Annotated in this window: 21 protein-coding genes; 8 read left to right on the top strand and 13 right to left on the bottom strand. The window is 68.8% G+C overall.

What is annotated here, in order from left to right; all coding sequences use genetic code 11:
• Window positions 1-13 precede the first annotated feature (13 nt).
• The 4 genes from ACZ3HL_RS15020 to trmB all read left to right on the top strand — a co-directional run bounded on the left by ACZ3HL_RS15020 (window position 14) and on the right by trmB (window position 3,289).
• Window positions 14-931, top strand: coding sequence for an ABC transporter ATP-binding protein (locus tag ACZ3HL_RS15020; protein ID WP_465421306.1), 918 nt, complete (start codon window positions 14-16; stop codon window positions 929-931).
• Window positions 928-1,680: a hypothetical protein gene (locus ACZ3HL_RS15025; RefSeq protein ID WP_465421304.1), complete on the top strand. Its 753-nt coding sequence runs from the start codon at window positions 928-930 to the stop codon at window positions 1,678-1,680. Before ACZ3HL_RS15020 ends, ACZ3HL_RS15025 begins: the two co-directional genes overlap by 4 nt.
• A gap of 169 nt (window positions 1,681-1,849) precedes the next feature.
• Window positions 1,850-2,392: a hypothetical protein gene (locus ACZ3HL_RS15030; RefSeq protein ID WP_465421302.1), complete on the top strand. Its 543-nt coding sequence runs from the start codon at window positions 1,850-1,852 to the stop codon at window positions 2,390-2,392.
• Window positions 2,393-2,605: 213 nt separating this feature from the next.
• Window positions 2,606-3,289, top strand: coding sequence for a tRNA (guanosine(46)-N7)-methyltransferase TrmB (gene trmB, locus ACZ3HL_RS15035; RefSeq protein WP_465421452.1), 684 nt, complete (start codon window positions 2,606-2,608; stop codon window positions 3,287-3,289).
• Between the two features lie 215 nt (window positions 3,290-3,504).
• On the opposite strand, the gene ACZ3HL_RS15040 is transcribed toward trmB, so the two are convergent.
• Together ACZ3HL_RS15040 and ACZ3HL_RS15045 are read right to left on the bottom strand one after the other, a co-directional pair.
• A complete protein-coding gene (locus ACZ3HL_RS15040) occupies window positions 3,505-5,754 on the bottom strand; it encodes an FtsX-like permease family protein (RefSeq protein ID WP_465531417.1) in 2,250 nt (749 codons plus the stop codon).
• 160 nt (window positions 5,755-5,914) lie between these two features.
• Complete coding sequence (locus tag ACZ3HL_RS15045; RefSeq protein WP_016338261.1) at window positions 5,915-6,610, bottom strand: ABC transporter ATP-binding protein; 696 nt, start codon at window positions 6,608-6,610, stop codon at window positions 5,915-5,917.
• Between the two features lie 180 nt (window positions 6,611-6,790).
• On the opposite strand from ACZ3HL_RS15045, the gene ACZ3HL_RS15050 reads away from it, so the two are divergent.
• The 3 genes from ACZ3HL_RS15050 to ACZ3HL_RS15060 are packed head-to-tail and all read left to right on the top strand — an operon-like array spanning window position 6,791 to window position 10,536.
• The gene (locus ACZ3HL_RS15050) at window positions 6,791-8,566 is read left to right on the top strand and encodes a sensor histidine kinase (RefSeq protein ID WP_465531419.1); all 1,776 of its coding nucleotides are present in this window, start codon (window positions 6,791-6,793) and stop codon (window positions 8,564-8,566) included.
• On the top strand, window positions 8,563-9,213 hold the full coding sequence (locus ACZ3HL_RS15055; RefSeq protein ID WP_126737430.1) for a response regulator: 651 nt from the start codon (window positions 8,563-8,565) through the stop codon (window positions 9,211-9,213). The genes ACZ3HL_RS15050 and ACZ3HL_RS15055 overlap by 4 nt, the downstream gene beginning before the upstream one ends.
• Window positions 9,214-9,228: 15 nt before the next feature.
• Window positions 9,229-10,536 carry an amidohydrolase family protein gene (locus tag ACZ3HL_RS15060; RefSeq protein ID WP_465531421.1) on the top strand — a complete coding sequence of 436 codons (1,308 nt, stop codon included), beginning with the start codon at window positions 9,229-9,231 and terminating at the stop codon, window positions 10,534-10,536.
• 192 nt (window positions 10,537-10,728) lie between these two features.
• Here the strand turns inward: ACZ3HL_RS15060 and ACZ3HL_RS15065 are convergent, their stop codons facing one another.
• The 9 genes from ACZ3HL_RS15065 to ACZ3HL_RS15105 all read right to left on the bottom strand — a co-directional run bounded on the left by ACZ3HL_RS15065 (window position 10,729) and on the right by ACZ3HL_RS15105 (window position 23,435).
• Window positions 10,729-11,997 (bottom strand): IS4 family transposase, encoded by a 1,269-nt coding sequence (locus ACZ3HL_RS15065; protein WP_465531635.1) that lies wholly within the window; start codon window positions 11,995-11,997, stop codon window positions 10,729-10,731.
• Window positions 11,998-12,314: 317 nt separating this feature from the next.
• Entirely contained in the window at window positions 12,315-13,001 is a 687-nt protein-coding gene (locus ACZ3HL_RS15070; protein ID WP_465531423.1) for an SDR family oxidoreductase, read from the bottom strand.
• Between the two features lie 105 nt (window positions 13,002-13,106).
• Window positions 13,107-14,834 (bottom strand): arabinofuranosyltransferase AftB family protein, encoded by a 1,728-nt coding sequence (locus tag ACZ3HL_RS15075; protein ID WP_465421291.1) that lies wholly within the window; start codon window positions 14,832-14,834, stop codon window positions 13,107-13,109.
• A gap of 54 nt (window positions 14,835-14,888) precedes the next feature.
• Entirely contained in the window at window positions 14,889-15,506 is a 618-nt protein-coding gene (locus ACZ3HL_RS15080; protein WP_465531425.1) for a class I SAM-dependent DNA methyltransferase, read from the bottom strand.
• A 118-nt stretch (window positions 15,507-15,624) separates the two neighbouring features.
• Entirely contained in the window at window positions 15,625-17,235 is a 1,611-nt protein-coding gene (locus ACZ3HL_RS15085; protein ID WP_465531426.1) for a DUF7850 domain-containing protein, read from the bottom strand.
• A gap of 112 nt (window positions 17,236-17,347) precedes the next feature.
• Complete coding sequence (locus tag ACZ3HL_RS15090; protein WP_465531428.1) at window positions 17,348-19,450, bottom strand: PhoX family protein; 2,103 nt, start codon at window positions 19,448-19,450, stop codon at window positions 17,348-17,350.
• Between the two features lie 178 nt (window positions 19,451-19,628).
• Window positions 19,629-21,671, bottom strand: coding sequence for a PhoX family protein (locus ACZ3HL_RS15095; protein ID WP_465531430.1), 2,043 nt, complete (start codon window positions 21,669-21,671; stop codon window positions 19,629-19,631).
• A 98-nt stretch (window positions 21,672-21,769) separates the two neighbouring features.
• A complete protein-coding gene (locus ACZ3HL_RS15100; protein WP_465421283.1) occupies window positions 21,770-22,987 on the bottom strand; it encodes an MFS transporter in 1,218 nt (405 codons plus the stop codon).
• Window positions 22,977-23,435, bottom strand: a complete 459-nt coding sequence (locus tag ACZ3HL_RS15105; RefSeq protein WP_465421281.1) for a MarR family winged helix-turn-helix transcriptional regulator — start codon at window positions 23,433-23,435, stop codon at window positions 22,977-22,979. The genes ACZ3HL_RS15100 and ACZ3HL_RS15105 overlap by 11 nt, the downstream gene beginning before the upstream one ends.
• Window positions 23,436-23,675: 240 nt before the next feature.
• On the opposite strand from ACZ3HL_RS15105, the gene ACZ3HL_RS15110 reads away from it, so the two are divergent.
• A complete protein-coding gene (locus ACZ3HL_RS15110; protein WP_465531432.1) occupies window positions 23,676-24,311 on the top strand; it encodes an HAD family hydrolase in 636 nt (211 codons plus the stop codon).
• 187 nt (window positions 24,312-24,498) lie between these two features.
• Here the strand turns inward: ACZ3HL_RS15110 and ACZ3HL_RS15115 are convergent, their stop codons facing one another.
• Both ACZ3HL_RS15115 and ACZ3HL_RS15120 read right to left on the bottom strand, forming a co-directional pair.
• A complete protein-coding gene (locus ACZ3HL_RS15115) occupies window positions 24,499-25,581 on the bottom strand; it encodes an inositol-3-phosphate synthase (RefSeq protein ID WP_465531434.1) in 1,083 nt (360 codons plus the stop codon).
• Between the two features lie 62 nt (window positions 25,582-25,643).
• Window positions 25,644-26,189 carry a PadR family transcriptional regulator gene (locus tag ACZ3HL_RS15120; RefSeq protein ID WP_005168208.1) on the bottom strand — a complete coding sequence of 182 codons (546 nt, stop codon included), beginning with the start codon at window positions 26,187-26,189 and terminating at the stop codon, window positions 25,644-25,646.
• Window positions 26,190-26,335: the final 146 nt, after the last annotated feature.

The following is a 26,335-nucleotide window of genomic DNA, read 5'->3' on the forward strand; positions in this document are numbered from 1 at the left end:
GAAGGGAGGGCTGATGATCGAGGCCACCGGACTCACGAAACGCTACGGCGACAAGCTCGCCGTCGACGGACTTTCCTTCACCGCCGAAGCAGGACGGGTGACCGGGTTCCTCGGCCCCAACGGGGCGGGGAAGTCCACCACCATGCGGATGATGCTCGGGCTCGACAACCCGACGTCGGGCACGGTGACGATCGACGGCCACGCCTATCGCGAGCTGCGTGATCCACTTCGGACGGTCGGCGGCATGATCGACGCCACCTGGCGGCATCCCGGCCGCACCGCGCGCGAACACCTCCGGTGGATCGCCGCGACCAACGGCCTGCCCGACAAACGGGTCGACGAGGTACTCCGGTTGGTCGGGCTCGACTCGGTCGCCCGCAAACGGGCCGGGCAGTTCTCTCTCGGGATGTCGCAGCGACTGGGGATCGCCACGGCGCTGCTGGGCGACCCCCGGGTGCTGCTGTTCGACGAGCCGGTGAACGGGCTCGACCCCGAAGGCATCGTCTGGATCAGGAAGCTGATGCACGCGCTCGCCGCCGAGGGACGCACCGTGTTCGTGTCCAGCCACCTGCTGCCGGAGATGGCGCAGACCGCGCAGGACCTCGTCGTGATCGGGCGCGGGAAGCTGATCTATCAGGGCACGATGGAGGACTTCGTCGGCCGGGCGAAGGGCCTCGGCGTGCGGGTCCGCAGCCCGCATCTGCCCGAGCTGCGGACGGCGCTCACCGGCAAGGGCGCCGAGTTCCGCGAGGAGGACGGCGCGCTCGTCGTGTCCGAAATGGACAGTGACGCCATCGGCGAACTCGCGTTCGCCGCCGGCGCGACCCTCCACGAGCTGAAGCCGCTCACCGGCTCGCTCGAACAGGCGTACATGCAACTCACCGCCGAGGCCGTCGAGTACGGCGCCGGCGTACCGGAGGTGGCCCGATGACCGCGGCGAACATGCTCCGCGCGGAGCGGATCAAGCTGCTGAGCACGCGCGCCCCCTGGTGGTGCGCGGCCATCGCGGTGGTGGTCGCGCTGGCCTACACCGCGCTCTTCTTCGGCTTCGTGCCGCTCGAAGGCCAGACGGGCGTCAACTCGACGCAGGTCGCCAGCGCGCTCGGCCGCACCGTCGTGCTGATCCTCGCCATCCTCGCGGCGGCGACGGAGTTCAACTGGGGCACGATGAAGCTCACCTTCCAGGCGGTGCCGTCGCGCGTGCCCGCCCTGCTGGCGAAGGGCGCCGTCGTCGGGGTGTTCTCCGGGCTGATCGGGCTGCTGGTGGGCTTCGGCTCCTGGGCGGTCGCGTACCTGATCAAACCGGCCGCCGACCTGGGCCTGGCTTCGGGCGCCGACTGGCGTGCGGTGGCGGGCCAGGGCCTGACCTTCTTCCTGACCGGCCTGCTCGGCGTCGGCCTCGGGCTGCTGTTCCGCAGCCCCGCGTTCGCGCTCGGGTTCGCGCTGGTCTGGACGCAGGTGCTCGAAGGACTCGTCGTGCTGATTCCGAAAGTCGGCGACGACATCTACCAGTGGATGCCGTTCTTCGCGGCGAATCAGTTTTCCGGGCCGGATCTCACGGTGTCGATGTTGAAACTCGAACCGCCGTTGGGGCCGTGGGGCTATTTGGCTTATTTCGGCGGCATCTGCGTGATTGTCTATGCGGCCGGGCTGATGATCACCCATCGAAGGGATGCGTGAGCTTTTACCGCGGCCAAAGGAGTTAAGTCCACGTTAAGAGGCTGTGGCTTCTCTCACACGGAGCGGACATACTGTTCCAGACCGGGCGATGCTCGGGATGAGCCTATTTTTCGGCTCTCGGCCCCGGAGGTGATCCTTGACGGTGGATTCCGGTCAGGGAGTAGAACGCATGATCCCGCAAGCCCGCACGGAAAGTATGCAGCCCCGCCTCGAGCCCATGCTCGACCTCGAATGGTCACAGGCGATCGAACTGCCTCGCACGGTCGCGTCCGCGACCCGGCCAGCCGATATCCGGCGCGCCTGGGTGCACCGCGCACCCGAAGATCTCGTTGTCGCGCTGTACCGCGCGTCCAGTGGAATGCACGGCGAAATCCCCGCGCCATGGTGGCTTCGCGCCGTCGTGGAAGGCAGGCTCGAATCGCGGGAGCTCGGTTTCCGCATCGAAGATCGCATCGCCGGTCTGCTCGGCAGGCGGCCGGGCTGGGAATTCGTCCCGTGGGCCGCGGACGGAGAATCCGGTTACTGGGAGTTCATGCCCTCTGAACGCGGAGCGTCCGGGCATTCGATCCCGACCACGGTGCTGAACACCAGCCGCCACGACGGCTGGATCGACGTGCTCCCCGCCCATTCCAGTACGACGCCGTCGCCGATCGCGGTCGCCGGATTCGCGGGGCTGCGCTCGCGGCTGGGGGAGTTCGAAGCGGTCCGGTAACTTGGCAAGCGGAGCTGAAGGCGTATTCCGGAAACCAGCCACAGCCGAACCCGCCCGGCCGAAGGCCCCGCTATCGCGGTGGCAGGGCGCCCGCCGCCCGAGGTGCCGCCACTTCCCGACGAGCGCCCTGCCGACGGGATCGCGGACGCGGGTTCGCCGGTGAACACAGCCGCCGCGTTTAATGGGCTGGTGGAAAACGAGGACCAGCCACGGATGCGCAGCGTGGTCAGCTATGTCAAACGCGGCGGCCGGATGACCGTCGGGCAGCAGCGAGCCTGGAACGAACTCTGGCCGTCGCTCGGCCGCACCGTCGGCGAACTGCCCGAAGGACCGGTGGACTTCGACGACTGGTTCGGCAGGCAGGCGCCGGTCATGGTGGAGATCGGTTCGGGTATGGGCGAGACCACGTCCCAGCTCGCCGCCGCCGCGCCGGAACTCAACTACGTCGCGGTCGAGGTCTACGACCCGGGGCTCGGCCAGCTGATGTTGCGCGCCGAGAAGCTCGGGGTGAAGAACCTGCGGATGATGCACGGCGACGCCGTCGTGCTGCTGACCTCGCACGTGGAGCCGGGCTCGCTGGCCGGGGTCCGGCTGTTCTTCCCGGACCCGTGGCCGAAGAAGCGGCACCACAAGCGGCGGATCGTGCAGCCGGAGTTCGTCTCGCTGGTGGCCTCGCGGCTCGCGCCGGGCGGCACCTTCCACATGGCGACCGACTGGGAGAACTACGCCGAGCAGATGATGGAGGTCTGCTCGGCCGAGCCGCTCCTGCGCAACCGTCACGCCGGCGAGCCCGGCGGCTGGGCGCCGCGGCCGGAGTGGCGGCCGATCACGAAGTTCGAGAACCGCGCCGACGTCGAAGGCCGGATCTCGCACGATCTGATCTTCGAGCGGGTCTAGACGCACAGAAAGGGCCGGTCAGGACGTCCCCACGTCCCTGACCGGCCCTTCCTTCACACCCCGCACCTTGGAACGCCCCCTGCGCGTCCCCGGTGCCCGTTCGTCCCTCCCCCGACAGAGAGACGACCGGGCACCCGGCCCGTGGGTGGATCACCACCGACTCCACCCACGAGACCTGCCAGCCCAGGCGCCATGACGCCATTCGGGCGAATCTTTTATTCGTCGGCCAGAGGCTCCGACTGCACCCGCTTGAGCGCCGGGGTCGAGACGGACGCCCCGAGCAACGCCACCCCGATTCCCAGCACGACGGGTGCCAGCAGCCACGGGCTCAGCACGACCGCGTCCTTCTCGACCAGGCTGTAGAGCCCCATGCCGACGCCGATCCCGACCGCCCCCGCGCCGATGGTGGCCACCATCGCGGGCAGGGCCGCTTCCATCCGCAGCGCCCTCGCCAGCACCCGGACCGGTGTCCCGGCCGCGATGAGCGCCCCGAAGGTGCGGCGGCGGTCCATCACCGAGCCCGCGGTCGCCACGGCCGCGCTGCACCCGGCGAGCACACCGGCGGCGATCAGGCCGATGACGGTGACCCGGCGAAGGTCGCCGAGCTCCTGCTGCTGGCCGATCAGGTGCAGGCCGCGGCTGCCGACCTCCTGGCCGGGTGCCGCCCCGACCAGCGCGGTCCGCACGACCTCGCCATTCTCCGGGGTCGTCGGCACGATCACGTCGAAGCGCTCCGGCGTGACACCCGCGGGCACCAGGGCCGGGTCGATGACGATCGTGCTGTACGTGTCCTCGTCACCGGACGGGAAGAGATGCACGGGAGCCTTCGGATCCAGCGGCGGACCGGCCTTGTCGTACTCCGACAGCACGCTGTACTCCGCCGGGTTGATCGAGTACCTGCTGTAGATCGCAGGACCCGGCTGGCAGGAACCACCGAGATTCACCCGCAGGAGTTTCGTGGCGTCCTCGCAGGTCATCACGAAGGCCCGGTTCAGGTTCTGGGAGCGGGTGCCCGGTTCGCCGGTGGACAGGTAGACCTGCCCGACCGAGATGGCCTTCTCGGTGATCCCGTTGCGGGCGAGCGACGCGTTGGTCTGGTCGGCGATCTGCTGCGCCTGGGTCGCGTCCGTCTGGGCGTAGAGGACGTTGTCCTTGAAGGTCCGGCCGCCGCCCGCCATCGACTCGAACGAGGGCAGCAGGGTGAGCGCCATCGAACCGGTGAAGACGGCGAGCACGACACCCGCCGTGGCACGGTAGGCACTCTTCGGATCGTCGCGGAGCCTGCGTCCGGCCAGCAGTGACGCCGGTTTGCGCCAGATCCGGACGAACGTGCCGCCGACCGCCGAGGTGACCCACGGGCCGATGATCGCGGCCGAGCCGACCAGCAGGAACAGCCCGAGCATCACCATCGGCAGGCTGGCGTCGTCCTGGGTGATCGCGAAGAGGAAGAACGCACCGGCCACGGGGACCGCGAGCAGCCGCCACCAGTGCAGTGGCTTGCGAGCGTGTGCCGAAGCCGCGAACAGCGGCGTCTTCAGCACGCGGCGGATGCCGAGGACCCCGGCGAGGACGACCAGCAGCGGGATCGCCACGGCGACCGCGATGGTCGAGCCGACCGAAAGGCTGAAGTCCGACGCGAGCCAGGTTCCGCCGCCCCACGGGACGAACGTCGAGAAGCCTTGGAGCGCCGGTGCCACGAGGATGCCGAGCAGCGCGCCGACGGTGGCGGACAACGCCGTCTCGGCGGCGACGGTCTTCGTCACCTGGCCGGGAGTCGCGCCGGCCAGCCGGAGCGCCGCCATCCGCAGCTCACGACGGGCGGCGGTGAGCCTGGCCGAAGACGCGACGAGCACCAGGCTCGGCACGAGCAGGACGATCACGCCGACCCAGGCGAGCAGTTCGAGCAGCGGGTCCGGCTTCGCTTGCTTGTTGGGGAAGCCGTCCGCGGCCATCGCCGTCTGCGGCATCGACTCCGGGGTGTGGCCGACGACGGCGACCAGCTGCTCCGGATACATCAGCGATTCGGGGCCGAGCGCGTCGACGAGTTTGCCGAACCGGTCTCCGAGCTGCGCCTGCGGCGTCGACTGGATCAGCTTCCCGAGTTCGGGGGAGACGATCGACTCGCCGGGAGCGGGCAGCCGCGGGATGCCCGGCGGCAGGCTGAGCATCGGCGAAGTGCCGGTCTGGGCGATGTCGACGCGGGTGATCTCGCGGTCGCCCGAGTAGTCCTTGTTGGCCGCCATCAGCAGCGGCGCCGGGCCCTGGCTCTCCCCGGACTGGGAGTAGTAGCTGCCGATGTCCTGCCAGATCGCCCGCTGCGAACGGGCCTGCGTGGCGCCGGGAAGGGAGGCGAGCAGGAGCACCAGACTGGTCGCGACGGCGACCCCGACCGCGGTGAGGATGGCCGAAGTGCGGGTCCGGCGGTCGACCCGGAGCACCCGCATGGCCAGCTGGAAGCTGTTCATCAGGCCGATACCTCCGCGATTTTGCGCGCGACCGCGATCCCGTCGCCGGGGCGCGACACATGCTGCTTTCGAACGTTGTCGTAATTGGCGCCCCGCCGCCGTGATAGCGGGGCCTGACGGCCGGAGCGCGCTCCGCAGTCCATTTGCCTGCCGCGCGTCATCAGGCGGCCAGCCTCGTCGCGATCAGCCCGTCACGGATGGAGACGGTGCGCGGCATGGCTTCGGCGAGCTCGCGGTCGTGGGTCACCACGATCACCGCGGCACCGCTGTCGGCGGCCGCCGCGAGCAGCGCGTCCATGGTGGCGCGGCCGGTGCGGGTGTCGAGCGCGCCGGTCGGCTCGTCGGCGAAGATCACCTTCGGCCGGTGCGTCAGCGCCCGCGCGATCGCGACGCGTTGCGCCTCGCCGCCGGAGAGTTCACCGGGGCGGCGCTTCTCCTTGCCCGCGAGACCGAGCTTCGCCAGCCATTCGCGGCCGGCCTCGATGGATTCCTTGCGGCCCTTGCCACCCAGCAGCGACGGCAGCGCGACGTTCTCCTCGGCGCTCAGTTCGGCGACGAGCATCCCGGACTGGAACACGAAGCCGAACTCGGTGCGCCGCAGCTCGCTGCGCTTGCGCTCGTTGAGCTGGTCGACGCGCTGGCCTGCCAGGAAGATCTGCCCGGAGTCGGCGCGGAGGATCCCGGCGAGCACGTGCAGCAGGGAGGTCTTGCCCGAGCCGGAGGGCCCGACGATGGCGACCGCGTCACCCGCCTGGATGTCGATGTCGATCCCGGCCAGCGCGTGCTGTGTGCCGTACCGCTTCACCAGCCCCCGGCCCGAAAGCACCGGCTGCCCTGTCCACTGTGGATCCACCACCGTGATTCTCCCTAGTCAGTCACTTGTGTTCTGCTTCGGGAAAGAGCTTCGCGGTGAACCGCCTGTGTCCACTTCGGGCAGACGGCCAGTGCTGATCACCCGCGCATCGGCCGATCGGCCGACCCGGCTCGGGCCGGTCGGCCAAGGTGCGGACGCCGGCGGATCCTCTACCGTCACGGTGTGACAGCAGGTCCGGCCCAGAACAAGTTCCCCGCGCGGGTGAGTGCGCTCGCGCGACGTATCGGCATGCCCGCCGTCGTCCTGCTGGCCGCTCTCGCTTTCGACCTGGTCTTCGTGACCGACGCCGCCTTCGACGACACGGGCCGGCGCGGGATCGATCTCCTGCTCTTCCCCGGCATCTTCGGGATGGTGTTCTGCGCGCTCTGGGCGCAGAAGCGGGCCGCCGTCGCCGCCGTCGCGGCCTCGGTCGTGCTGGTGGCGTACACGCTGGTCGTCCGGTACTTCAACATCCCGGCCTACTCGAGCGTGCTCGCACACCTGTCCATCACCGAGGTGGTCGCGGGGGTCGAGGTCCTGTTCTACGCCGCGCGCCGGACAAGGCCGGGTGTCGCGTTCGCCGTGATCACCGGCCTGGTGCTGGCCACGCTGACCGCGGTGTCCGGCCGGTACTACCCCGGCGGCGAGTCGAACGGCACCATGGCGCAGGCGATGCTGTTCGGCGGCATCCTGCTGGGCGGCACGCTGCTCTTCGCGATCCCCGGACGCGACCGGACGGCGCATCCGAAGAACTACGAGAAGCTGCAGAAGCTCAACAAGCTGGTGATGGGCCAATGGCCGCTCATCGGCATGCTGGGCATCGCGCTGATCCTGGAGTTCGGCTTCACCTACGAGAGCGGGGCGCACGGCTTCCCGATCCTGGTCTGCTCGATCGTCGCGGCGATCATCGCGATCGCGGCGCCGCGGCGGCCCGCCGACGCGATGGTCGCGCTCACCGCGGTCATGCTGCTTTCGGCTTTGGTGACGCCGTTCCTCCGGCTCCGCTACGACTACGCCACGCCCGGTGGGGTGCCGGGGACGCAGATCGTCGCGGGGATGGGCCTGGTCGTCACCCTGGTCCGAGCGGTCGGGCTGAGCAAGGCCGCGCCCCGGATCGCGGGGCTGTCGGCGGTGGTCGCCATGGCGTCCATCCTCAACACCAAGCGGCCGACCCCGACGCTGATGACCGATCCGGACGAGATCGCGGGCCTCGCCGTGGCCGCGGTGCTGCTGCTCGGCATCTCGGTGGCGGTCGGCCTGGCGTTGCGGTCCCGGGATTCGGAACGCACGCAGGTCATCCAGTCGGCGATCAGCGACGCGCAGACGTCGGAGCGGATGGCGCTGGCGCGGGAACTGCACGACGTGGTCGCCCACCACGTCACCGGGATCGTCGTGCAGGCGCAGGCGGCGAAGATGATGGGCGAGAAGAATCCGCAGGTCGCGGTCGAGGCGATGGGCCGGATCGAGGACGCCGGGGTGGAGGCGCTCGCGGCGATGCGGCGGCTCGTGCGGAGTATGCGCGGTGACGCCCCGGCCGGGAGCAGCGAGTTCAGCGAACAGGCCACCACCGATCTCGCCGCCGACCTGCGGACGCTGGTCGAACGGTCGAACCACGGCGTGAAGACGTCGATGAAGCTCGAACTGCCGCCGAACGTGCCGCACGAGGTCGGGCGGTCGGCGTTGCGGCTGGTGCAGGAGTCGCTGACGAATATCGGCAAGCACGCGTCCGGCGCGAAGGAGGCGCTGGTCATCGCCGAGGTGGAGGAGAACGAACTGCACCTCCAGGTGACCGACGACGGACGCGGGCCCCAGGGCCGTCCGGCCGGCGGGTCGGGCGGCTACGGTCTGATCGGCATGCGCGAACGGGTCGCCCTGTTGCACGGCCGGCTCTCCGCCGGGCGGGCGCCGGGCGGCGGATGGCGCGTCGAAGCGTGGCTACCACTTGAAGGAGAAGAGTGATCCGGGTATTGATCGCCGACGACCAGGACATGGTGCGGATCGGCTTCCGGATGATCCTGGACGCGCAGGACGACATCGAGGTGGTCGCCGACGTGCCGGACGGTGTCTCGGCGGTGGCGAAGGCGCGCGAACTGCGGCCGGACGTCTGCCTGCTGGACATCCGCATGCCGGGGATCGACGGACTCGAGGTCACCAAGCAGCTGGCGGGCCCGGACGTGGCCGATCCGCTGAAGGTCGTGGTGGTCACGACGTTCGACCTCGACGAGTACGTGCACACCGCGCTGCGCAACGGTGCGAGCGGGTTCCTGCTGAAGGACGCCGGGCCCGCGCTGCTGATCGAAGCCGTGCGCGCGGCCGCGCGCGGGGACGCGCTGGTGTCGCCGCAGATCACCGTCCGGCTGCTGAAGCATTTCGACGGCGGGACGGTGAAACGCGACGTCACGCCGCCTTCGGAGCCGCTGACCGCGCGGGAGCTGGACGTGGTCAAGGCGGCCGCGAAGGGGCTGACGAACACCGAGATCGGGGCCGAGCTGTTCCTGTCGCTGTCCACGGTGAAGACGCACCTGGCGTCGGTACAGGGCAAAGTCGGCGCGCGGAACCGGGTGGAGATCGCGGCGTGGGCGTGGCGGAGCGGCGTCGTGGACTGACCGTAAGCTCGGTTCATGCAACGCCGTTTCCACGCTCCTGTCGTACTCCCCGCCGACCCCGCTTGCTCGATGCTGCGTGACGCCGTGGTCGACGTGGACGAGACGGGCCGCGTCACCCATGTCGGTCCCCTGTCCGGGGCCCCCGAAACGTCCGCTCCCGTGACCCGGTTGAGCGGCATCCTCCTGCCCGGTCTGGTCAACGCGCACGCGCACAGCCCGATGACGCTGCTGCGCGGGATGGGCGGCGACCTGCCGCTGCTGCCGTGGCTGACCGAGATCATCTGGCCCGCCGAGGCGAAGCTGGAGCCCGCCGACATCCGCACCGGCATGATGCTGGGTTCGATCGAGATGCTGCGGCACGGTGTCACGACCAGCGCGGAGATGTACTTCGAAGGCGAGCAGCTCGCCGACGCGGTACTCGCCACCGGTGGCCGGGTGGTGCTGGGCCCGCCGATCATGGAGCTGCCGGGGATGGACTGGCGCGCGATGCTGAAGAGCATCGAACGCTGGATCGACACCGACGGTCTCCGGTTCGGCCCCGGCGAACGGATCGAGGTCGGCTACGGGCCGCACTCGGCGTACATGCTGAACGAGGAAGCGCTGCGGGCCACCGCGGAATCGGCGGCCGAGCGTGGCGCGCTGGTGCAGATCCACGTGGCCGAGGCGGCGCTCGAAGACGTCAAGCAGCGGGAAGCGCACGGCTCGGTGCCCGCGCTGCTGGAGAAGGTCGGGATGCTGCGGGGCCGGACGCTGGCCGCGCACGCCATCCACCTGTCCGACGAGGACATCGCGCTGTTCGCCGCTCGCGGCGTCGGGATGGCGCATTGCCCCGGATCGAACGCGAAACTCGCCTCGGGCATCGCCCGGGTGACGGAGCTGCGGAAGGCGGGCGTCGCCATCGGGCTCGGCACGGACGGCCCGGCGTCGAACGACGACATCGACCTGTGGGAGGAACTGCAGCTCTCGGCGATGTTCGCGCGGCTCGCGACCGGCGACTCGACCGTGCTGACCGCGGCCGACGCGTTCCTGCTCGGCACCCGCGGCGGCGCGGACGCGCTGGGCCGGACCGACATCGGCGCGCTGGAAACCGGGCGGTGGGCGGACATGGTGCACGTCGACCTCGACGATCCTGCCTTCGCGACCGGCATCGACGTGCCCGACGAGCAACTGCTCGCGAACCTGGTGTGGGCCGCGGGCTCACGCCGCGTCCGCGACGTGTGGGTGGCGGGCGAACAGGTCGTCGGCGACGGCGAACCGCTGCGGGTGGACCGCACCAAGGTGCAGGCCGAAGTCGCCCACACCTCCGCCCGCCTGCGCTCTTGACTCACCTACCCAGCCCCCCACCCGTCCCAGGGCAATGCCACTTACTTAGAGTGTGAGCCGCTTGGGCGTGGTTGACGGATTACGACGGTTGGTGGCGCTGGGTAACGGGTGCTTGGTTGGCCGGTTTTCTTTTTGTAGCGGCTTTGGACCTTCTTCACAGCGCGTGGGCAGCTGCGGTGTCGCCGCGGCCGATTAAGGCGTTCGAGTATCTCGGAGATCGTTTCCTGAGTTGCTTGGGTCAGTATTTCGGGGGGAAAACGCCGCCTGGTCGGTGACCTGGCGGCGGATAGCCCGGAAGGACCGGATAAAGGAGAGCCTGTCGACGTCGATATCGGCTTGCTCGGCTGCCTCTGTCATGAGGTGACGGACCGCGTAATGAGTCAACAGGAGTGCCCAGATTTCCTGCCGGACGGTTTCGGTGTGTTTTGACCGCAATACCACACCTGATCCGCCTCGGACATGGGTTTCGAGCTCATCGAACACCGATTCCTCCTCCCAGCGCTCGTGATAGCTTGCGGCGATTTCTGCCGCGGCCGCCTCGGCCGGATCCAGGATGGTGGTCATCAAGCGAATGAATTCCGATTTGCCGTCCCGGTCAGGGATCTTGTAGTCGATGATCCGGACATCGATCAGGTCCACAGCCACTCGACTTGAACGACGTTTCCGTTCGTATTCGCGATTGTGACGTTTCATCTCAGGGTCGCCGATCCGGGAACGGTAAGATCCGTCCGGCAGGACCGACTCGACCGGGAGGTCGATATCGACACGGACCCGCCAGATCAGCTCCGCGCCTGTCTGAACAGCTGATTTCCACAGGTCATAGCTGTAGATGCCCGCGTCCGCGACCACCAGCATCCCGGGCTCGAGTGCCCTGAGCAGGCGTTTGACCTGAACCCTTTCCGACACTTTCCACGCGTCGATCTCGGCGGCCACCACCGCGTGCGTGCCACATTCCACCAGTGCAGCGACCCGTGCCTGCGGAAAAGGGGAAGGATTCTTGCCGCGGCAACGCCCGAATCCCTGCTCGTTGTCCTCCGTATCGGCGAGATTAAAAATCACGCCATCAATTGCCATGATCCGGAGCCGGCCAAGCCACGCGCCGGGCGTCGAGCGTTTCGCCATCGGTAGGGCCACCCGGTCAAACAAGAGGCGCAGCGGTTCCTCGCCGAGCCGCATCCGCGCCTTAGAGATCGCGCCGACCGTGGGAACAACCCAATCTTTCCGCCATGAACCCACCATCCGAAGGCCATGCGCAAGTTTACGCATAACCTCTTCATAGCTATCGCCAAAGAACAGGCACAATGCCAGCACGTAATAGACCACAACTCGCGCAGGAAGCAAACGGACCCGTTTTTCCTGGCGGCCCGAGGCGACAATAGCCTCATCCACCAAGTCGCGATCCAACAACCGCGTCAACACGCCGATCCCCACAGCATCAGTCAACCGGCCATGATCGGACATAACCGACCTCAAATCACCCGCAACACCCACGGCACAGACGCTACCGCGCGAGCAGCCACGAAAACGGCAACCACGCCCACACCTCAGCTGCCTACCCTAAGTAAGTGGCATTGGTCCCAGGGGGCGGCCCCGAGGCCAGTCTATCGGGGGTGGGGGCTGGGGCCGGTGGAAAAGTGCTGGTCAGGGGCTAGTTGTCCACAACGGCGGGGGGCTGTGGACAACGCGGATCGCGCGCCCAATGTGGCATCGGGCGCGAGGCACGGGCTGGCGGTACGGCCAAGGGAGGCTGCGGCGAGCCTCGACCCCCGGGACGGGAGTCAGACCAGGCCGCGCGGCCGGAGGGTCACGTCGGTCGGGTGCGCGTCACCGGTGGCGGAGACCGCGGCCAGGACGGCGGCCGCGACGGATTCGGGGCGCAGGAACCGTTCGGGCTCGTACGCGCGGCCCTCGTCGGCGACGATCGCCTGCTGCATCTCGGTGTCCGTGCGGCCGGGGTAGATCGACGTCACCCGGAGCGCGGACTCCTCCTCGCGCAGCGAGTCGGCGAAGGCCCGGACGGCGAACTTGCTCGCCGCGTACGGCCCCCAACCCGGCCGCGCGTTCTGCCCGGCGCCCGAGTTGATCACGACGACGTGCCCCTTGGAAGCACGCAGAGCGGGCAGCAACAACCTGGTCAGCGTGACGACGCCCAGGACGTTGACCTCGAAGTTCGCCCGCCAGTCGGAGTCGGTCGCGGTCTCGACCGTGCCGAGCCGCGCCACGCCGGCCGAGTGCACCAGCACGTCCAGCTCGCCGATTTCGGCGGTCGCCGTCTCCAGTGCCTCGACGTCGGTCAGGTCGATCGGCCACGGCTTCGCCTCGGGCAGGGTGCCCGCCAGTTCGCTGAGGGCATCGGCGTCGCGCCCGCCGAGCAGCAACCGGTGGGTCCGGGCGAGCGCGCGGGCGGTCGCGGCGCCGATACCGCGGGTGGCGCCGGTGACGAGGGCGAGGGGAAGAGCAGCCATACCGTCACGCTAGTCGTTCGGTTCTGGACTGCCGGCGCGTGTCCAGAAGGCGAACTCGCGTGATTGGAGGCGTAACTCGCGTGATTGGAGGCGTAACTCGCGTGATCAGGGGGCGCACACGACGGGAGGGGTCGCCACGCGCGGGAACCGCACGGAGCCGCGCGTGAAAGACCCGAGGAGGTTGTCCGCGAAGCGGCCGGCCGTCAGCGGATCCCGCACCGACGCGTCGATCGCCACGAGAGCCGGGCAGTCGAGCGCAGCTCGGGCGGCCGCGACGTCCGCGGAGCGGACCGGGCCGCCCTCGGCGATCGGGAGCCGCGCCGAATTCGCCAGCTCCCACACCGGCGGCAGCCATTTCTGGTGGCCGGGACGGCCGTTGGGGAGCGACGTCGAATGCGCGGCGAACGGGTTCGCGAGGCCGTAACCGTCGCGCAGCCGCATGTCGAGCGGGATCAGCAGGCCGAGCGCGCCCATGCTGTCCGCCGCGACGGTCACGTACGGCCGGTCTGTCGGGTACGCGTACCAGCGCCGGGTCGTGTAGTCCTGGACCAGCACCGCCGGGCCGGTCACACCGCGGATGGCGGCCAGCGCCGACGGCATCAGCGGGTGGCCGGCGTAGTCCTCCGCCAGGACCGGGTGTTCGTGCCCCGTCGACCGCGACCAGAACGCTCGCTCGTCCGTGACGCCCACAGCACGCGGAGAAGCCGAGTACGCCGGGCGGAGTGAAGCGGCGGCCACGAACGCCCAGATCCCGACGGCGACCAGAAGCGCCACGGTCACCCTCGTCACCGGCAGGGCCAGCACCGGCAAAAGCAGGCAGAACAGCGCCGGGAGCAGCATGCGCCCATGCATGAAATCCCCGCCGACCCGGATCACGTACAACGCGAGCAGCACCGATCCGGCCACCGGAACCGCGGTGAGCACCACGAACGTTCTGTCCATAGTGGACGAGACCGCGATGACCGCGGCGGCGAGCAACAACAGCGGGAGCCACAGCCAGTACGGCTGGACGAGGTCGGCCAGGTATGCCCATCCGCGAGCCCAGTTCGCCTCCGACGCCTCCTTGACCAGTGCGGTGTTCGGCGTCAGCAGACCGTAGTAGCCCATCCGGAACACCTGATACGCCAACGGGAGCGCGGCCGCCACGGCCATCAGGCCCACCGCGCGGCGGCGCCCCGGCCGCGCGAGGACGAGCAACGCCACCAAGGCGACGGCGCTGAAGAGCGCGAGATCGGGCCGTACCAGCGGCCCCAGCCCGGCGACCAGCGCGACCGGCCAGGTGCGCAGATCGTCCATTGTGGACGTCCGGCGGACGAGCAGCCACCAGGTACCGCCCAGCCACAAGGTGATCAGCCCGGTTTCGAGCCCGGACGTCGCGAAGTCGCGGAACGGCGGCAGCGCGCAGACCACCAGCGCCCCGGCGGGCGCGAGTCCGTGGAACGCCAGCGGCTGGTAGAGCCGCCGTGCACCGTCCAGGCCGAAGAACAACCCGGTGACCGAGAAGACCAGCCCGGTGACCACGGAGACCCATTCCAGCGGCACCCCCGGGATCACCCCGAGGACAGCCAGGACGGCCGTCCACAAAGGACTGGTGTTGGCCTCGACCCGCTCGCCGACGTTGAACACCGGCCCGTTGCCCGCGAGGATCTGACGGACCGTCCGCAGCACGATCAGCCCGTCGTCGCTCATCCAGCGGCGGCGCCAGGCCAGATCGGCGTAGACCATCAGCACCAGGCCGAACCCGAACCAAGTCCAGGTCGAGGGCCTCAAGTACCAGGCGCGCGAAGGCCAGTCGGGCGTGTTCTCACCCGTGGTCGTGTTCGTCTGCGTCATGGCCCCGCCCGCCTCGGTTTGCGTGCGCAGCAGATCAGGCCCGCGGCCCGCGAGTCAAACCGCACGGCCGGACAGGCAGGGCTGTGGCCACTTCCTCCCTTCCATGGTCAGCCGCGCGGTGACCTCGAAGCCCGCCTGCCCCAGCAGGTCCGCGACCCGGCCGGGATCGAGCAGGTAGGCGTCGTAAGTGACCGGATGGCCGTACGCCGTCTCCGGGCTCAGCCGCTCGTCACCGACGTGGAATCCGACCAGCAGACGTCCACCGGGCGCGAGCGTGCGGCGGAACTCCGCGAACACCGCCGGCAGCTCCTCCGGCGGCAGGTGGAAGATCGACCACCAGGCGACGACACCGCTCAACGACCCGTCCGGGAAATCCAACGCGGTCATCGAGCCGACCGAAAACCGCTGGTCAGGAAACTGACGACGAGCCACCTCGATCATTTTCGGCGACAAGTCGACACCCGTGACGTCGAGGCCGAGCGATGCCAGGTGAGCGGTGACGTGCCCCGGACCGCAACCGACGTCGGCGACCGGGCCGCGTACCTGTTCGGCGAACGCGGCCAGCATCGCGCGGCTGATCGGCTCCTGGTCGAAGCGCGGGCCGATCAGCGCGGCGTAGTCCTCGGCGACGGTGTCGTAGGACTCGCGGGTGGCGTCGAGATGGGAAGTCACGGTCGGCGACGTTAGCGGCACCCACCGACAATTCTCGCGCGTGCTTGGAGCCGTAACTCGCGTGATTGGAGGCGTAACTCGCGTGATTGGGCGGCGAACTCGCGTGATTGGGCGGCGATCACGGGTCGAGCAGTCCGGCGTCCCTGGTCAGGTCCTCCGGGGAGCCGGGCGAGGCCACCGGCGTGCAGCCGGTCGCGGGGTCCGCCGCCGAATCGGTGCCGTTGTGGTGCGCGACGCCGGACCGGGTCAGCTGACGCGAGCCGACGTCGAAGCACACCTGGTACGAGCCCGGAGGCACCCGTTCGAAGGCGTATCGCCCGTCCGGGCCGGTCACGGTGGAGCCGGCCTCTTTGCCCGAAGCGTCCTTCAGGGTCACTTTCACGTCCGGGACGCCGAGCTCGTCGCGGCTCTGGAGGCCGTCCTTGTCCTTGTCCAGCCACACGAAGTCGCCCAGCCTGCTCGTCGGCGCGGTCAACCCCGCCGCGAGCGTCAGGTCCTGCCGTTTGCGAGGGCCGACGGTGGTGGTCGCGGTGCAACCGGTCGCCGGGTCCGCGTCCGAATCCTTCGCGTCGTCGCCCGCGTCCTTCGCCGTGTACGTGAGGGGAAGCCCGGCGATGTCGAAACAGACCTGGTAGATGCCGTCTTTCAGCTTGGTGAAGCGGTATTTGCCGTCGGCGTCCGTGGTGAGCGTCCCGAGCGCCTTGCCCGACGCGTCCTTCAAAGTCACCTTCACGCCCTGAACGCCCGGCTCCCCGGCGTCCTGCAACCCGTTCCGGTCGAGGTCGTTCCAGACGAACTCGCCGATCTCGTCGATCGCGGGCGGCGGAGTGACCTTGATGGTCGTGGTCGCGGTCTTCTTCGGCAGAGTCCCGCTGGAGACGGTCACGGTACTGACGTGGCCGTTGTCCGCTTCGGTGACGTTCTTGTGGTCGCAGGTGACGGTCGCCGTCTTGCCTGCTTCGAGGGTCGCGATCGGGGCGGGGTTCACGTCGCAGTACGGGTCTTCGACCTTGATGGCGGTCAGCGTGGTGGTGCCGTCGTTGGTGACGGTGAAGCGGTAGTTCGCGGTGGTGCCCGCCTCCAGGGTGGCCGTGGCACCCCAGGCGCCGCTCGCCGGGTCCCGCACCTCCGCCTTCGCCGAGAACGAGTCGACCCGCAGGTGGACGCAGTCCCACATGACCCAGTTGTGGTCGGTGGCGGCGAAGAACTTCACCGAACCGGCCGACGCCGGGGCGATCGACGGCGGGAAGTCCTGTCGCTCCAGTTTGCCGTCGGCCTCGACGGCGTGCACGACCTTGAGCTTGTTCTCCAGGACGACCTTGCCGGACCCGTTGTAGAACCGCAGCCCCGTCTCCTGGACGGAGTCCGGGCGCTGGACGTTCGTACCGGTCCAGTCGGTCAGGGTGTAGACGCCGCCGGGCACGAACTTCATCGCCGCGTAGGCGGTGCTGATCATTTTGTCCGGGGTCGAGATCAGGGCGTATTTACCCCCGTCGGACTGGTATCCGCTGGCCGTCGACAGCCGGGGCTGCTTGCTCCTCGGCGTGCCGGGAGGCACCGGGGCGGCCGGGTTGAACGTGTACCCGGCGGGCGGGCTGCCCTGCTCGACGCTCGGGTTCGGTGCGACGCCGCCGGTGCAGCCGGACGGGACGGTCGCCGCCTGCGCGTACGAAGGGACGAAGCCGGAGACGAGCGCGCCCGCCACCATCAACACCATTGCCCGTTTCACAGGGCCGAAGCTAGTGAGCGCGACACGGTTCCGTAATCACCGAACGGTGTCGTCCGGCGCCCCGATCAGGCAGAACAAGTCTTGCCGAGAGTGATCGGGGCGCCGGAAGCCACTACTTGACGCCGATCCGGCCGACCTGGCCCCAGCGGCCCTTCTTCCACACCGACACGATCGACGGCCGCGGCTGCGAAGTGCCGCCGTCCGGCCAGTGCGACACCGGGCTACCGGAGTTCGGCGCGTCCTCACCGGGGTGCTGGACCGCGACGAGCACCAGGTGATCGGTCACGACCGGACCGCAGGCCTCCCCGCCGTTCGGCACGGTGAGGAACTGTTTGACCTGACCGCGCCGAGGCCCGGTGACCGGAACCGAGAAAAGGCCGTCGTTCGAGCCCAGCGCGTTGCCGTCGGTGGAGATCCACAGGTTCCCGTGCCGGTCGAACGCGACGTTGTCCGGGCAGGAGATCGGGCTGACCTGCTCCTTCGGGAAGCCGCCGAAGTAGGTGTCCGCCGTCTTCGGGTCACCGCAGACGAGCAGGAGCCGCCAGGAGAACTTCGTCGACGCGGCGTCGCCTCGGTCCTCCTCCCACTCGAGGACGTGGCCGTTGCGGTTGTTCGGCCGCGGGTTCGCCTCGTCGACGTTCGCCTTGCCGGCGGGGCCGCGCTGGCTGTTGTTGGTCAGCGCCGCGTAGATCCGGCCGTTGACCGGGTTCGGCTCGATGTCCTCGGGGCGGTCCATCTTGGTCGGCTGGACCTTGTCCGCGGCCTCCCGCGTGAACACGTAGACCTCTTCGGCGGTGAAACCGTCCACAAAGGACTTGTCACCGGCGGCCAGCGGGATCCACTCGCCGACACCGTCGAATTCGCCGTCCGCCGGGAGCTTTCCGGTGCCGTCGATCTCGGCCGCCGGGCTGTCACCGGTGAAGCGGGCGACGTACAGGGTGCCGTCGTCGAGGAGCGCCGAGTTGTGGCGGCGCGTGTGCGCGCTCTTGCCCGGCTTGTACTTGCCCTTGGAGACGAACTTGTAGATGTACTCGAACCGCTCGTCGTCACCCGAGTAGACGGCGACGCGGCCGTCCTTGGTGATCTTGACGTTCGCGGCCTCGTGCTTGAACCGGCCGAGCGCGGTGTGCTTGACCGGCGTCGAGTTCGGGTCGTTCGGGTCGATTTCGACGACCCAGCCGAAGCGGTTGGCCTCGTTGGGCTCCTGCGCGAGGTCCCAGCGCTTGTCGAACCGCTCCCACTTGCGGGTGCTTTCGGTGCCGGAGAAGCCGTACCGCTTCAGCCGTGTCGCCGCCACCGGGTCGGTGACCTTGGCGGCGTTGGCGAAGTACTGGTTGACGTTCTCCTCGCCGGAAAGCACGGTGCCCCAAGGGGTCACGCCGCCGGCGCAGTTGTTCTGCGTGCCGAAGACCTTGCGGCCGGTCGGGTCGGCGGAGGTCTTGAGGTACTTCGAACCGGCGGCCGGGCCGCGCACCTCGAACGGGGTGTTCAGCGTGATACGGCGGTTGAACGGGCTCGGCGTCACGCGCAGGGCGCCACCGATCGGGTCACGGAAGGCCTGGACGACCGAAAGGCCGTGCGCGGCCCACGCGATCTTGACCTGCTCCTCGGTCGGGTTCTTCGGGTCGTACTGGTCGACCGGGAACATGTGGACCTCGGTGGTGTACTCGTGGTTCACCACCATGAGGTTGCGGATGCCCAGCGGATCCTGCGGGATCAGCCCGACGAAGTCGCAGTTGTAGCCGAACTGCTTCGCCTGCGCGGCCGCGGTCTGCTTGTGGAAGTCGAACTTCGGCGCGCCCCACTCGACCGCGTCGCCCCAGCGGATGACGACGCTCTGCTCGTAACCCTCGGGGATGGTGACCGCGTCGAGCGTGTTCGGCGGCACCGCTTCGAAGTCGGTGCCCGGCACCGGACGTCCGGGACGGCCCGGCTTCCCGTGGCCCGCGGCTGAAACGCCAGCCGGGGTTTCGGCGGCGGCCGTGCCGGACAGCGCGGCGAACCCGCCCGCGGCGGCGGCCATCACGGCGCCGGCCTTCAGCGCGCCACGACGGGACAGCATGTTCTTGACGACGTCACCGAAGTATTCGTTGTCCGACGTGTTCGGTTCGGGGTGGGCGCACGCGTTGCCGCAGCGGTACTCGCAGGTGACCGCTGAGCGGCCGCCGGGGTGGGAGGTGATCAACGGCAGGAGCCGCTGAGGCTCGAAGGACACAGGGCCTCCATGGTCGCGGTGGGTACACGTAGTCCAGTCGGGGGAACGCCGTGACGTTAAGCGACCAAAGAGATCCGGCACTGGCCAGAAGATGAACAGCGCGCGAACGAGCGATGGCGCGCTGCTCCAGTGGCAGCGCGCCATCGACCAAAAGCACTGCTAGATCGTTGCTTTTCGACTAGGAACCGATATCCGCCAGGCCATGCCTGCCCGGTTTCCACACCGCCACCACGGAGGGACGAGGCTGGGTTTTCCCGCCGTCCGGCCAATGGGAGGCCGGTTCGTCGGCGTTCGCGCCGTCCACTTCACCCGGATGCTGGACACAGACCGTGACGATCTTCCGATCGACGATCGGGCCGCAGGTCTCCGCGCCGCGGGGCACGGTGAGGAACAGCTTGAGCTCCCCGCGGTTGCGGCCTTCGAGCGGCACCGAGTAGAGGCCGTCGTTGATGCCGAGGGCGCCCGCCGAGTCGGTGGAGATCCAGAGGTTGCCGTGCCGGTCGAAGGCCACGTTGTCCGGGCTGGAGATCGGCGAGACCTGGTCCTTGGGGAAACCGGCGAAGTAGGTGTCCGGCGACGCCGGGTCGCCGCACACCAGGAACAACCGCCAGCTGAACGTGAGCGCGAGCGCGTCCCCGCGACGCTCTTCGAGCTCCAGCACCTGGCCGTGTTTGTTGTTCAGTCGCGGGTTGGGCTCGGTGGCGCCTTCCTTGCCGGGGTTGCCGCGCTCGACGTTGTTGCTGAGCGCGCAGTAGATCCGGCCGGTGTACGGATGGGCCTGGATGTCCTCCGGACGGTCCATCTTGGTGGCGCCCACGCGGTCGGCCGCCTCGCGAGTGAAGACGTACACCTCTTCGGCGGTCATTCCGTCCACAAAGGACTTGCTACCCGACGCCAGCGGGATCCACTCGCCGCCGCCGTCGAATTCGCCGTCACTGGGCAGTTTCCCGGTGCCGTCGATCTCGGCGGGCGGGCTGTCGCCGGTGAACCGGCCGACGTAGAGCGTGCCGTCGTCGAGCAGGGTCATGTTGTGGCGCCGGGCGTGCGTGCTGTTCCCCGGCTTCATCCGGCCCTTCGAGATGAACTTGTAGATGTACTCGAAGCGCTCGTCGTCGCCGGAGTAGGCGACCACGCGGCCGTCCTTGGCGATGCGGATGTTGGCCGTCTCGTGCTTGAACCGGCCCAGGTGGGTGTGCTTGACCGGGGTGCTGTCCGGGTCGTTCGGGTCCAGCTCGATCACCCAGCCGAAGCGGTGGGCCTCGTTCGGTTCCCTGGCGATGTCCCAGCGCGCGTCGAACCGCTCCCATTTGCGGGTGGTCGCGGTGCCCCTGATGCCGTAGCGGGCGTACCGCTTGCGCTTCACGGGGTCGGTCACCGTTTCGGCGTTCCCGAAGTACTGGTTGATGTTCTCCTCGCCGGACAGGATCGTGCCCCACGGCGTGACGCCGCCCGCGCAGTTGTTCATCGTGCCCAGCACCACCGTGCCGGTGGGGTCGGCGGCGGTCTTGAGCAGGTCGCTGCCCGCGGCGGGCCCGGTCACCTTGAACGGCGTGTGCAGCGTGATCCGCCGGTTGTAGCGGGACATCTTCGGCCGCAGGTGCCCGGTGTCGCGTCCGCGCGACACCTGGACGACGGTCAGACCGTGGGCCGCCCACGCGATCTTGACCTGCTCCTCGGTCGGGTTGTCCTTGTCGTAACCGCGGAACATGAACTCTTCCGAGGTGTACTCGTGGTTCGTGACCAGGAGCGCGGAGAGTCCCCAGTGGTCGAGCGGCAGCAGCGCGGCGAAGTCGCAGTTGTAGCCGAACTGCTTCGCCTGTGCCTCGGCGGTCTGATGGTCGAAGTCGAACTCCGGCGCACCGGGCAGCACCGCGTCACCCCAGCGGATCACGATGCCCTGCTCGTAGCCCTCGGGCACCACGACGGCGTCGAGGGTGTTCGGCTGGACCCGCTGGTAATCCGTGCCGGGCGGCGGCTTCGGACGTCCCTCGGGGGCGGCGGAGGCGGGCGCGGCCAGCGCGAGCGGCGTACCGGCGGCCAAGGCGACGACGGCCGTCGCCTTCAACGCGCCGCGGCGGCTCACCGCGCCGAGCACCTCGGCGAACGTGGGGTTGTCCGAGGTGTTCGGCGCGTCGTGGAAGCACGCGTCGCCACAGCGGTAGGTACAGGTCACTGACGCCCGGCTTGGTGAATGGCCGGCCAGCAACGGAAGGAATTTCACGCGGACCTCCGCATCTGCAGTTCGGGAGGTCGACGCTAAGGCACCGGACCGACGAGAGGAAACCCCTCGTTGGTCCGGTGTTCACCCTTTGTTCCGCTTTACATCTCTTCGCCCACGAGGATCGCCTCGGCCGGAACCGTGTGCGGATCGGCGGACTTCTCGCGGATCGTCAGCAGGGCGCCGGCCAGCACGCACAGGATCGCGGCGATCACGAACGGAGCCTGCTTGGCGCCGAACCACTCGGCCAGGTGACCGACGACGGTCGCGGCGACCGCGCCACCGAGCCAGCGGCAGAAGTTGTAGCCGGCGCTCGCGACCGGACGTGGGGCGCCGCTGATCGACATCGCCGTACCGGTGAAGAGCGTGTTGAGCAGGCCGGACACCAGACCGGACAGGATGATGCCGACCACCAGCACGGGCTTGCTCGGGATCGCCATGACCAGCAGCAGGACCGCGTAACCGAAGACGGCGACCACGGTCGCGTGCCGCTCGCCGAGCTTCGCGGCGAGCTTCGGCGCCAGCACCACGCCCGCGACGGCGACCGAAAGGCCCCAGCCGCAGAAGATGAGGCCGACGGCGACGGCGCTCCACTCCAGCACGAACGGCGACCACGCCAGCACCACGAAGAACGCGGCGGTGTAGAGCGCGGAACCGATCGACGTGCGCAGCAGCCCGCCGTGTTTGAGCGCGCGGAACGGGTCGAGCAGCCGGATCTTCGGCCGCTTCTCCTTCGCGTCGCCGGTCAGGAAGATCGAGCAGAGCACGAGACCGCACAGCATCAGCAGCGAAGTGCCGAGGAACGGGCCGCGCCAAGAGATGCTGCCGAGCAGTGCGCCCAGCAGCGGGCCGACCGCGAGACCGACGCCGAGCGCGGCTTCGTACAGCAGGATCGCGCCCGCCTGGCCGCCGGTCGCGGCGCCGACGATCACCGAAAGCGCGGTCGCGATGAAGAAGGCGTTGCCGAGCCCCCAGACCGCGCGCAGCCCGATGAGCTGCTCGATCGACCCGGACGCGGCGCACAGCGCGGTGGCGACGACTACCAGCGTCAGCCCGACGACCACGGTCCGCTTGGCCCCGAACCGGGCGCTCATCGCGCCGGTCACCAGCATGGCGACCGCCTGGACGCCGAGGTAGCTGGAGAACAGCAGGGTCACCTCGGAGGGTGTCGCTTTCAGGCCCTCCGCGATCGACAGCAGGATCGGGTCGACGAGCCCGATGCCCATGAACGCGATGACCGCGGCGAACGCGGTGATCCATACCTGTTTGGGCTGCCCCTTGACGGCGTCCAACAGGCTCGAGTGGTGCTCAGCGCTCATCGCGGATCAGTTCCTCCTTCTTGTCTTCGTGCAGCAATCGGGTGAAGGCGGGGAGCGCGGCTTCGATCGCGACGCGGTCGGTCTCGTCGAGTTCGAGGAGGCGTTCGCGGAGGAACTCCTCCCGCGCGACGATCAGCTGGCGATGGAAGCGCTGCCCCACCTCGGTGACCTCGACGAGCACGGCCCGGCCGTCGGCGGGATCGCGGCGGCGGCTGACCAGGCCCAGCCGTTCGAGACGGCGGACCACGTCGGTCATCGTCGGTATCCGGACCCGTTCCAGGCCGGCGAGCGTGCTCATCCGGCGCGGACCGCCGTTGAGCAGCTCCGACAGCACCGAACCCTGCGTGAGGGTGAGCCGCACCTGCGGCGTCTCCCGGCGGACGAGGTAGTACAGCCGGAACACCAGCGGGCGGAGCCGGTGGGCGAGGTCGGCGACTTTCGCGGTCACTTAGCCATGCTAACTAAAATTACTGAGCATGGCTAAGTAATCTGCCGCACAGGTTTCCAGCGCCTGGGCGCTGTCCTGTGGGCCTGTTCGATGGGCTTCGTGATCCAGGTGGTTCCTGGCGGTGCGGGCGGATCGGCCTCGTACCGGGTCGTACTCGGCCGCGTCCGCCCGTGCCGTCAGGGACCGCCCGGGCGCGAAGACCGCGGGCAGGCCCACAGAACAGCGCCTAGGGTTGAAGGTGTGGAAGCGGTGATCTTCGATCTCGACGGTGTCCTGGTGGATTCGGAAACGATGTGGGACGAGGTCCGCCGGGCGGTCGTCCACGAGTTCCACGGCACCTGGCGGGAGGAATCGACCAGGGCGATGCAGGGGATGAGCACCCCGGAATGGGCCGCCTACCTGGCGCACGACCTCGGCGTCCAGCTGCGGCCCGCGGACGTCGCGCAGGTGGTGATCGACCGGATGGCGCGGCGGTACGCGGAGAAACCGCCGATCATCCCCGGCGCGCCGGGGGTCGTGCGCGAGGTGGCGAAGCACTGGCCGGTGGCGATCGCGAGCTCTTCGCCGCCGCTGCTGATCAAGGCGTTCCTCGACATCACGCGGCTGCCGGTGCCGACGGCGGTGTCTTCGGAGCAGGTCGGCGCGGGGAAGCCGGCACCCGACGTATATCTGAAGGCGGCCGAGCTCCTGGGCGCGGAACCGAAGAACTGCGCGGCCGTGGAGGACACGACCAACGGGCTGCGCGCGGCGCTGGCCGCGGGGATGACGGTGTACGCGGTGCCGAATCCGCATTTCCCGCCGGATCCGGCGGTGCTGGCGGAGACGACGGTGGTCCCGGCGATCACGGACCTGCCGTCGGTGCTTCAGGAGGGCTGATTCCGGGCTGACGGGGGTGTTGCGAAAGCCACTTTCGCAACCTTCAACGTTGCAAAAGTGGCTTTCGCAACGCTCGCGTTCGGGACCGGACCAGAGACAGCCTCTCGCGGGTGCCCAGATGCCATGAAAGGTCCTTTCCTTGCAAATTTGGCAAGGAAAGGACCTTTCAGCCCACGTCAGAGAACGGTCACGCCTCGCCGGCGATGAACTTCTCGACCTCGTCGCGCGCGGTGGTGTCGTCGTACTGCTCGGGCGGCGACTTCATGAAGTAGGAGGAAGCCGACAGGATCGGGCCGCCGATGCCGCGGTCCTTCGCGATCTTCGCGGCGCGCACGGCGTCGATGATGATGCCCGCCGAGTTCGGCGAGTCCCACACCTCGAGCTTGTACTCCAGGTTCAGCGGCACGTCGCCGAAGGCGCGGCCTTCGAGCCGGACGTAGGCCCACTTGCGGTCGTCGAGCCACTGCACGTAGTCGGACGGCCCGATGTGGACGTTGCCCTTGCCGAGCTCGCGGTCGACCTGCGAAGTGACCGACTGGGTCTTCGAGATCTTCTTCGACTCGAGCCGCTCCAGCTCCTTCATGTTCAGGAAGTCCATGTTCCCGCCCACGTTGAGCTGCATCGTCCGGTCGAGCTGGACGCCGCGGTCTTCGAACAGCTTCGCCAGCACGCGGTGCGTGATGGTGGCGCCGACCTGGGACTTGATGTCGTCACCGACGATCGGGACGCCCGCCGCGCGGAACTTCTCCGCCCACTCGGGGTCGGAGGCGATGAACACCGGCAGCGCGTTGACGAACGCCACACCGGCGTCGATGCAGGCCTGCGCGTAGAACTTGTCGGCCTCTTCGGAGCCCACCGGCAGGTAGGAGACGAGCACGTCGACCTCGGCCTCGCGCAGCGCGGCGACGACGTCGACCGGGGTCTCGTCGGACTCCTCGATGGTCTCGCGGTAGAAGCGGCCGAGCCCGTCGTAGGTGTGCCCGCGCTGCACGGTGACACCCAGCGGCGGCACGTCGGCGATCTTGATCGTGTTGTTCTCCGAGGCGAAGATCGCCTCGGACAGGTCGCGGCTGACCTTCTTGGCGTCCACGTCGAACGCGGCGACGAACTCGATGTCGCGGACGTGGTACTCACCGAACACGACGTGCATCAAACCGGGCACGCGAGTGCCGGCATCTGCGTCGCGGTAGTACTGAACGCCCTGGACCAGCGAGGCCGCACAGTTGCCGACGCCCACGATGGCCACCCGAACGCGGCGGTTCTCGCCCATGCCGGTTTCTCCTTCATTAGTCCAACAGTTGTAGGTAGTGCGCAGCGCGCTCGAAGAGCGCCTCAGGTCTCCGGCCCGCGCTGCTCGGCCTGTTCGTGCGCGATCAGCTCGTTGAGCCAGCGCACCTCCCGCTCACTGGACTCCAGCCCGAGCCGGTGCAGCTCACGGGTGTAGCGGTCGATCTTCTCCTCGGCCCGCGCCATTGCCGTCCGAAGTCCTTCACGGCGTTCCTCGACCCGACGACGGCGGCCTTCCAGGATTCGCATCCTGACGTCGGCCGGTGTCCTCGAAAAGAACGCCAGGTGGACGCCGAAGCCTTCGTCGTCCCACGTCTGCGGCCCGGCGTCGCCGAGCAGTTCGGCGAACCGTTCCTTGCCCTCGGCGGTGAGCTTGTACACCCGCTTGCCCCGGCGCGCCCACGCCCGGTCTTCCACCTCTTCGAGCTCCTCGACGAGGTAACCGGCGCGAAGCAGCCGGCGCAGGGTCGGGTACAGCGAGCCGTACGAGAACGTCCGGAACATCCCGAGCGTCTCATGCAAACGTTTGCGCAGCACGTAGCCGTGCATGGGGGTCTCGTGCAGCAGCCCCAAGATCGCGAGCTCCAGCACACCGCACCCCCTTCCGGGAACAAACCGCGACCGGTCGCGTTGGCCACCGTGACCGGCTCGGTCAACCTACCGGCCCACTATATCGCGCCGATACATCGAAGTGGTGTAGCTAACCCCGATCGAGTACCCGGAAACCGGGCGAAATT

The organism is Amycolatopsis sp. NPDC000009, assembly GCF_055563465.1.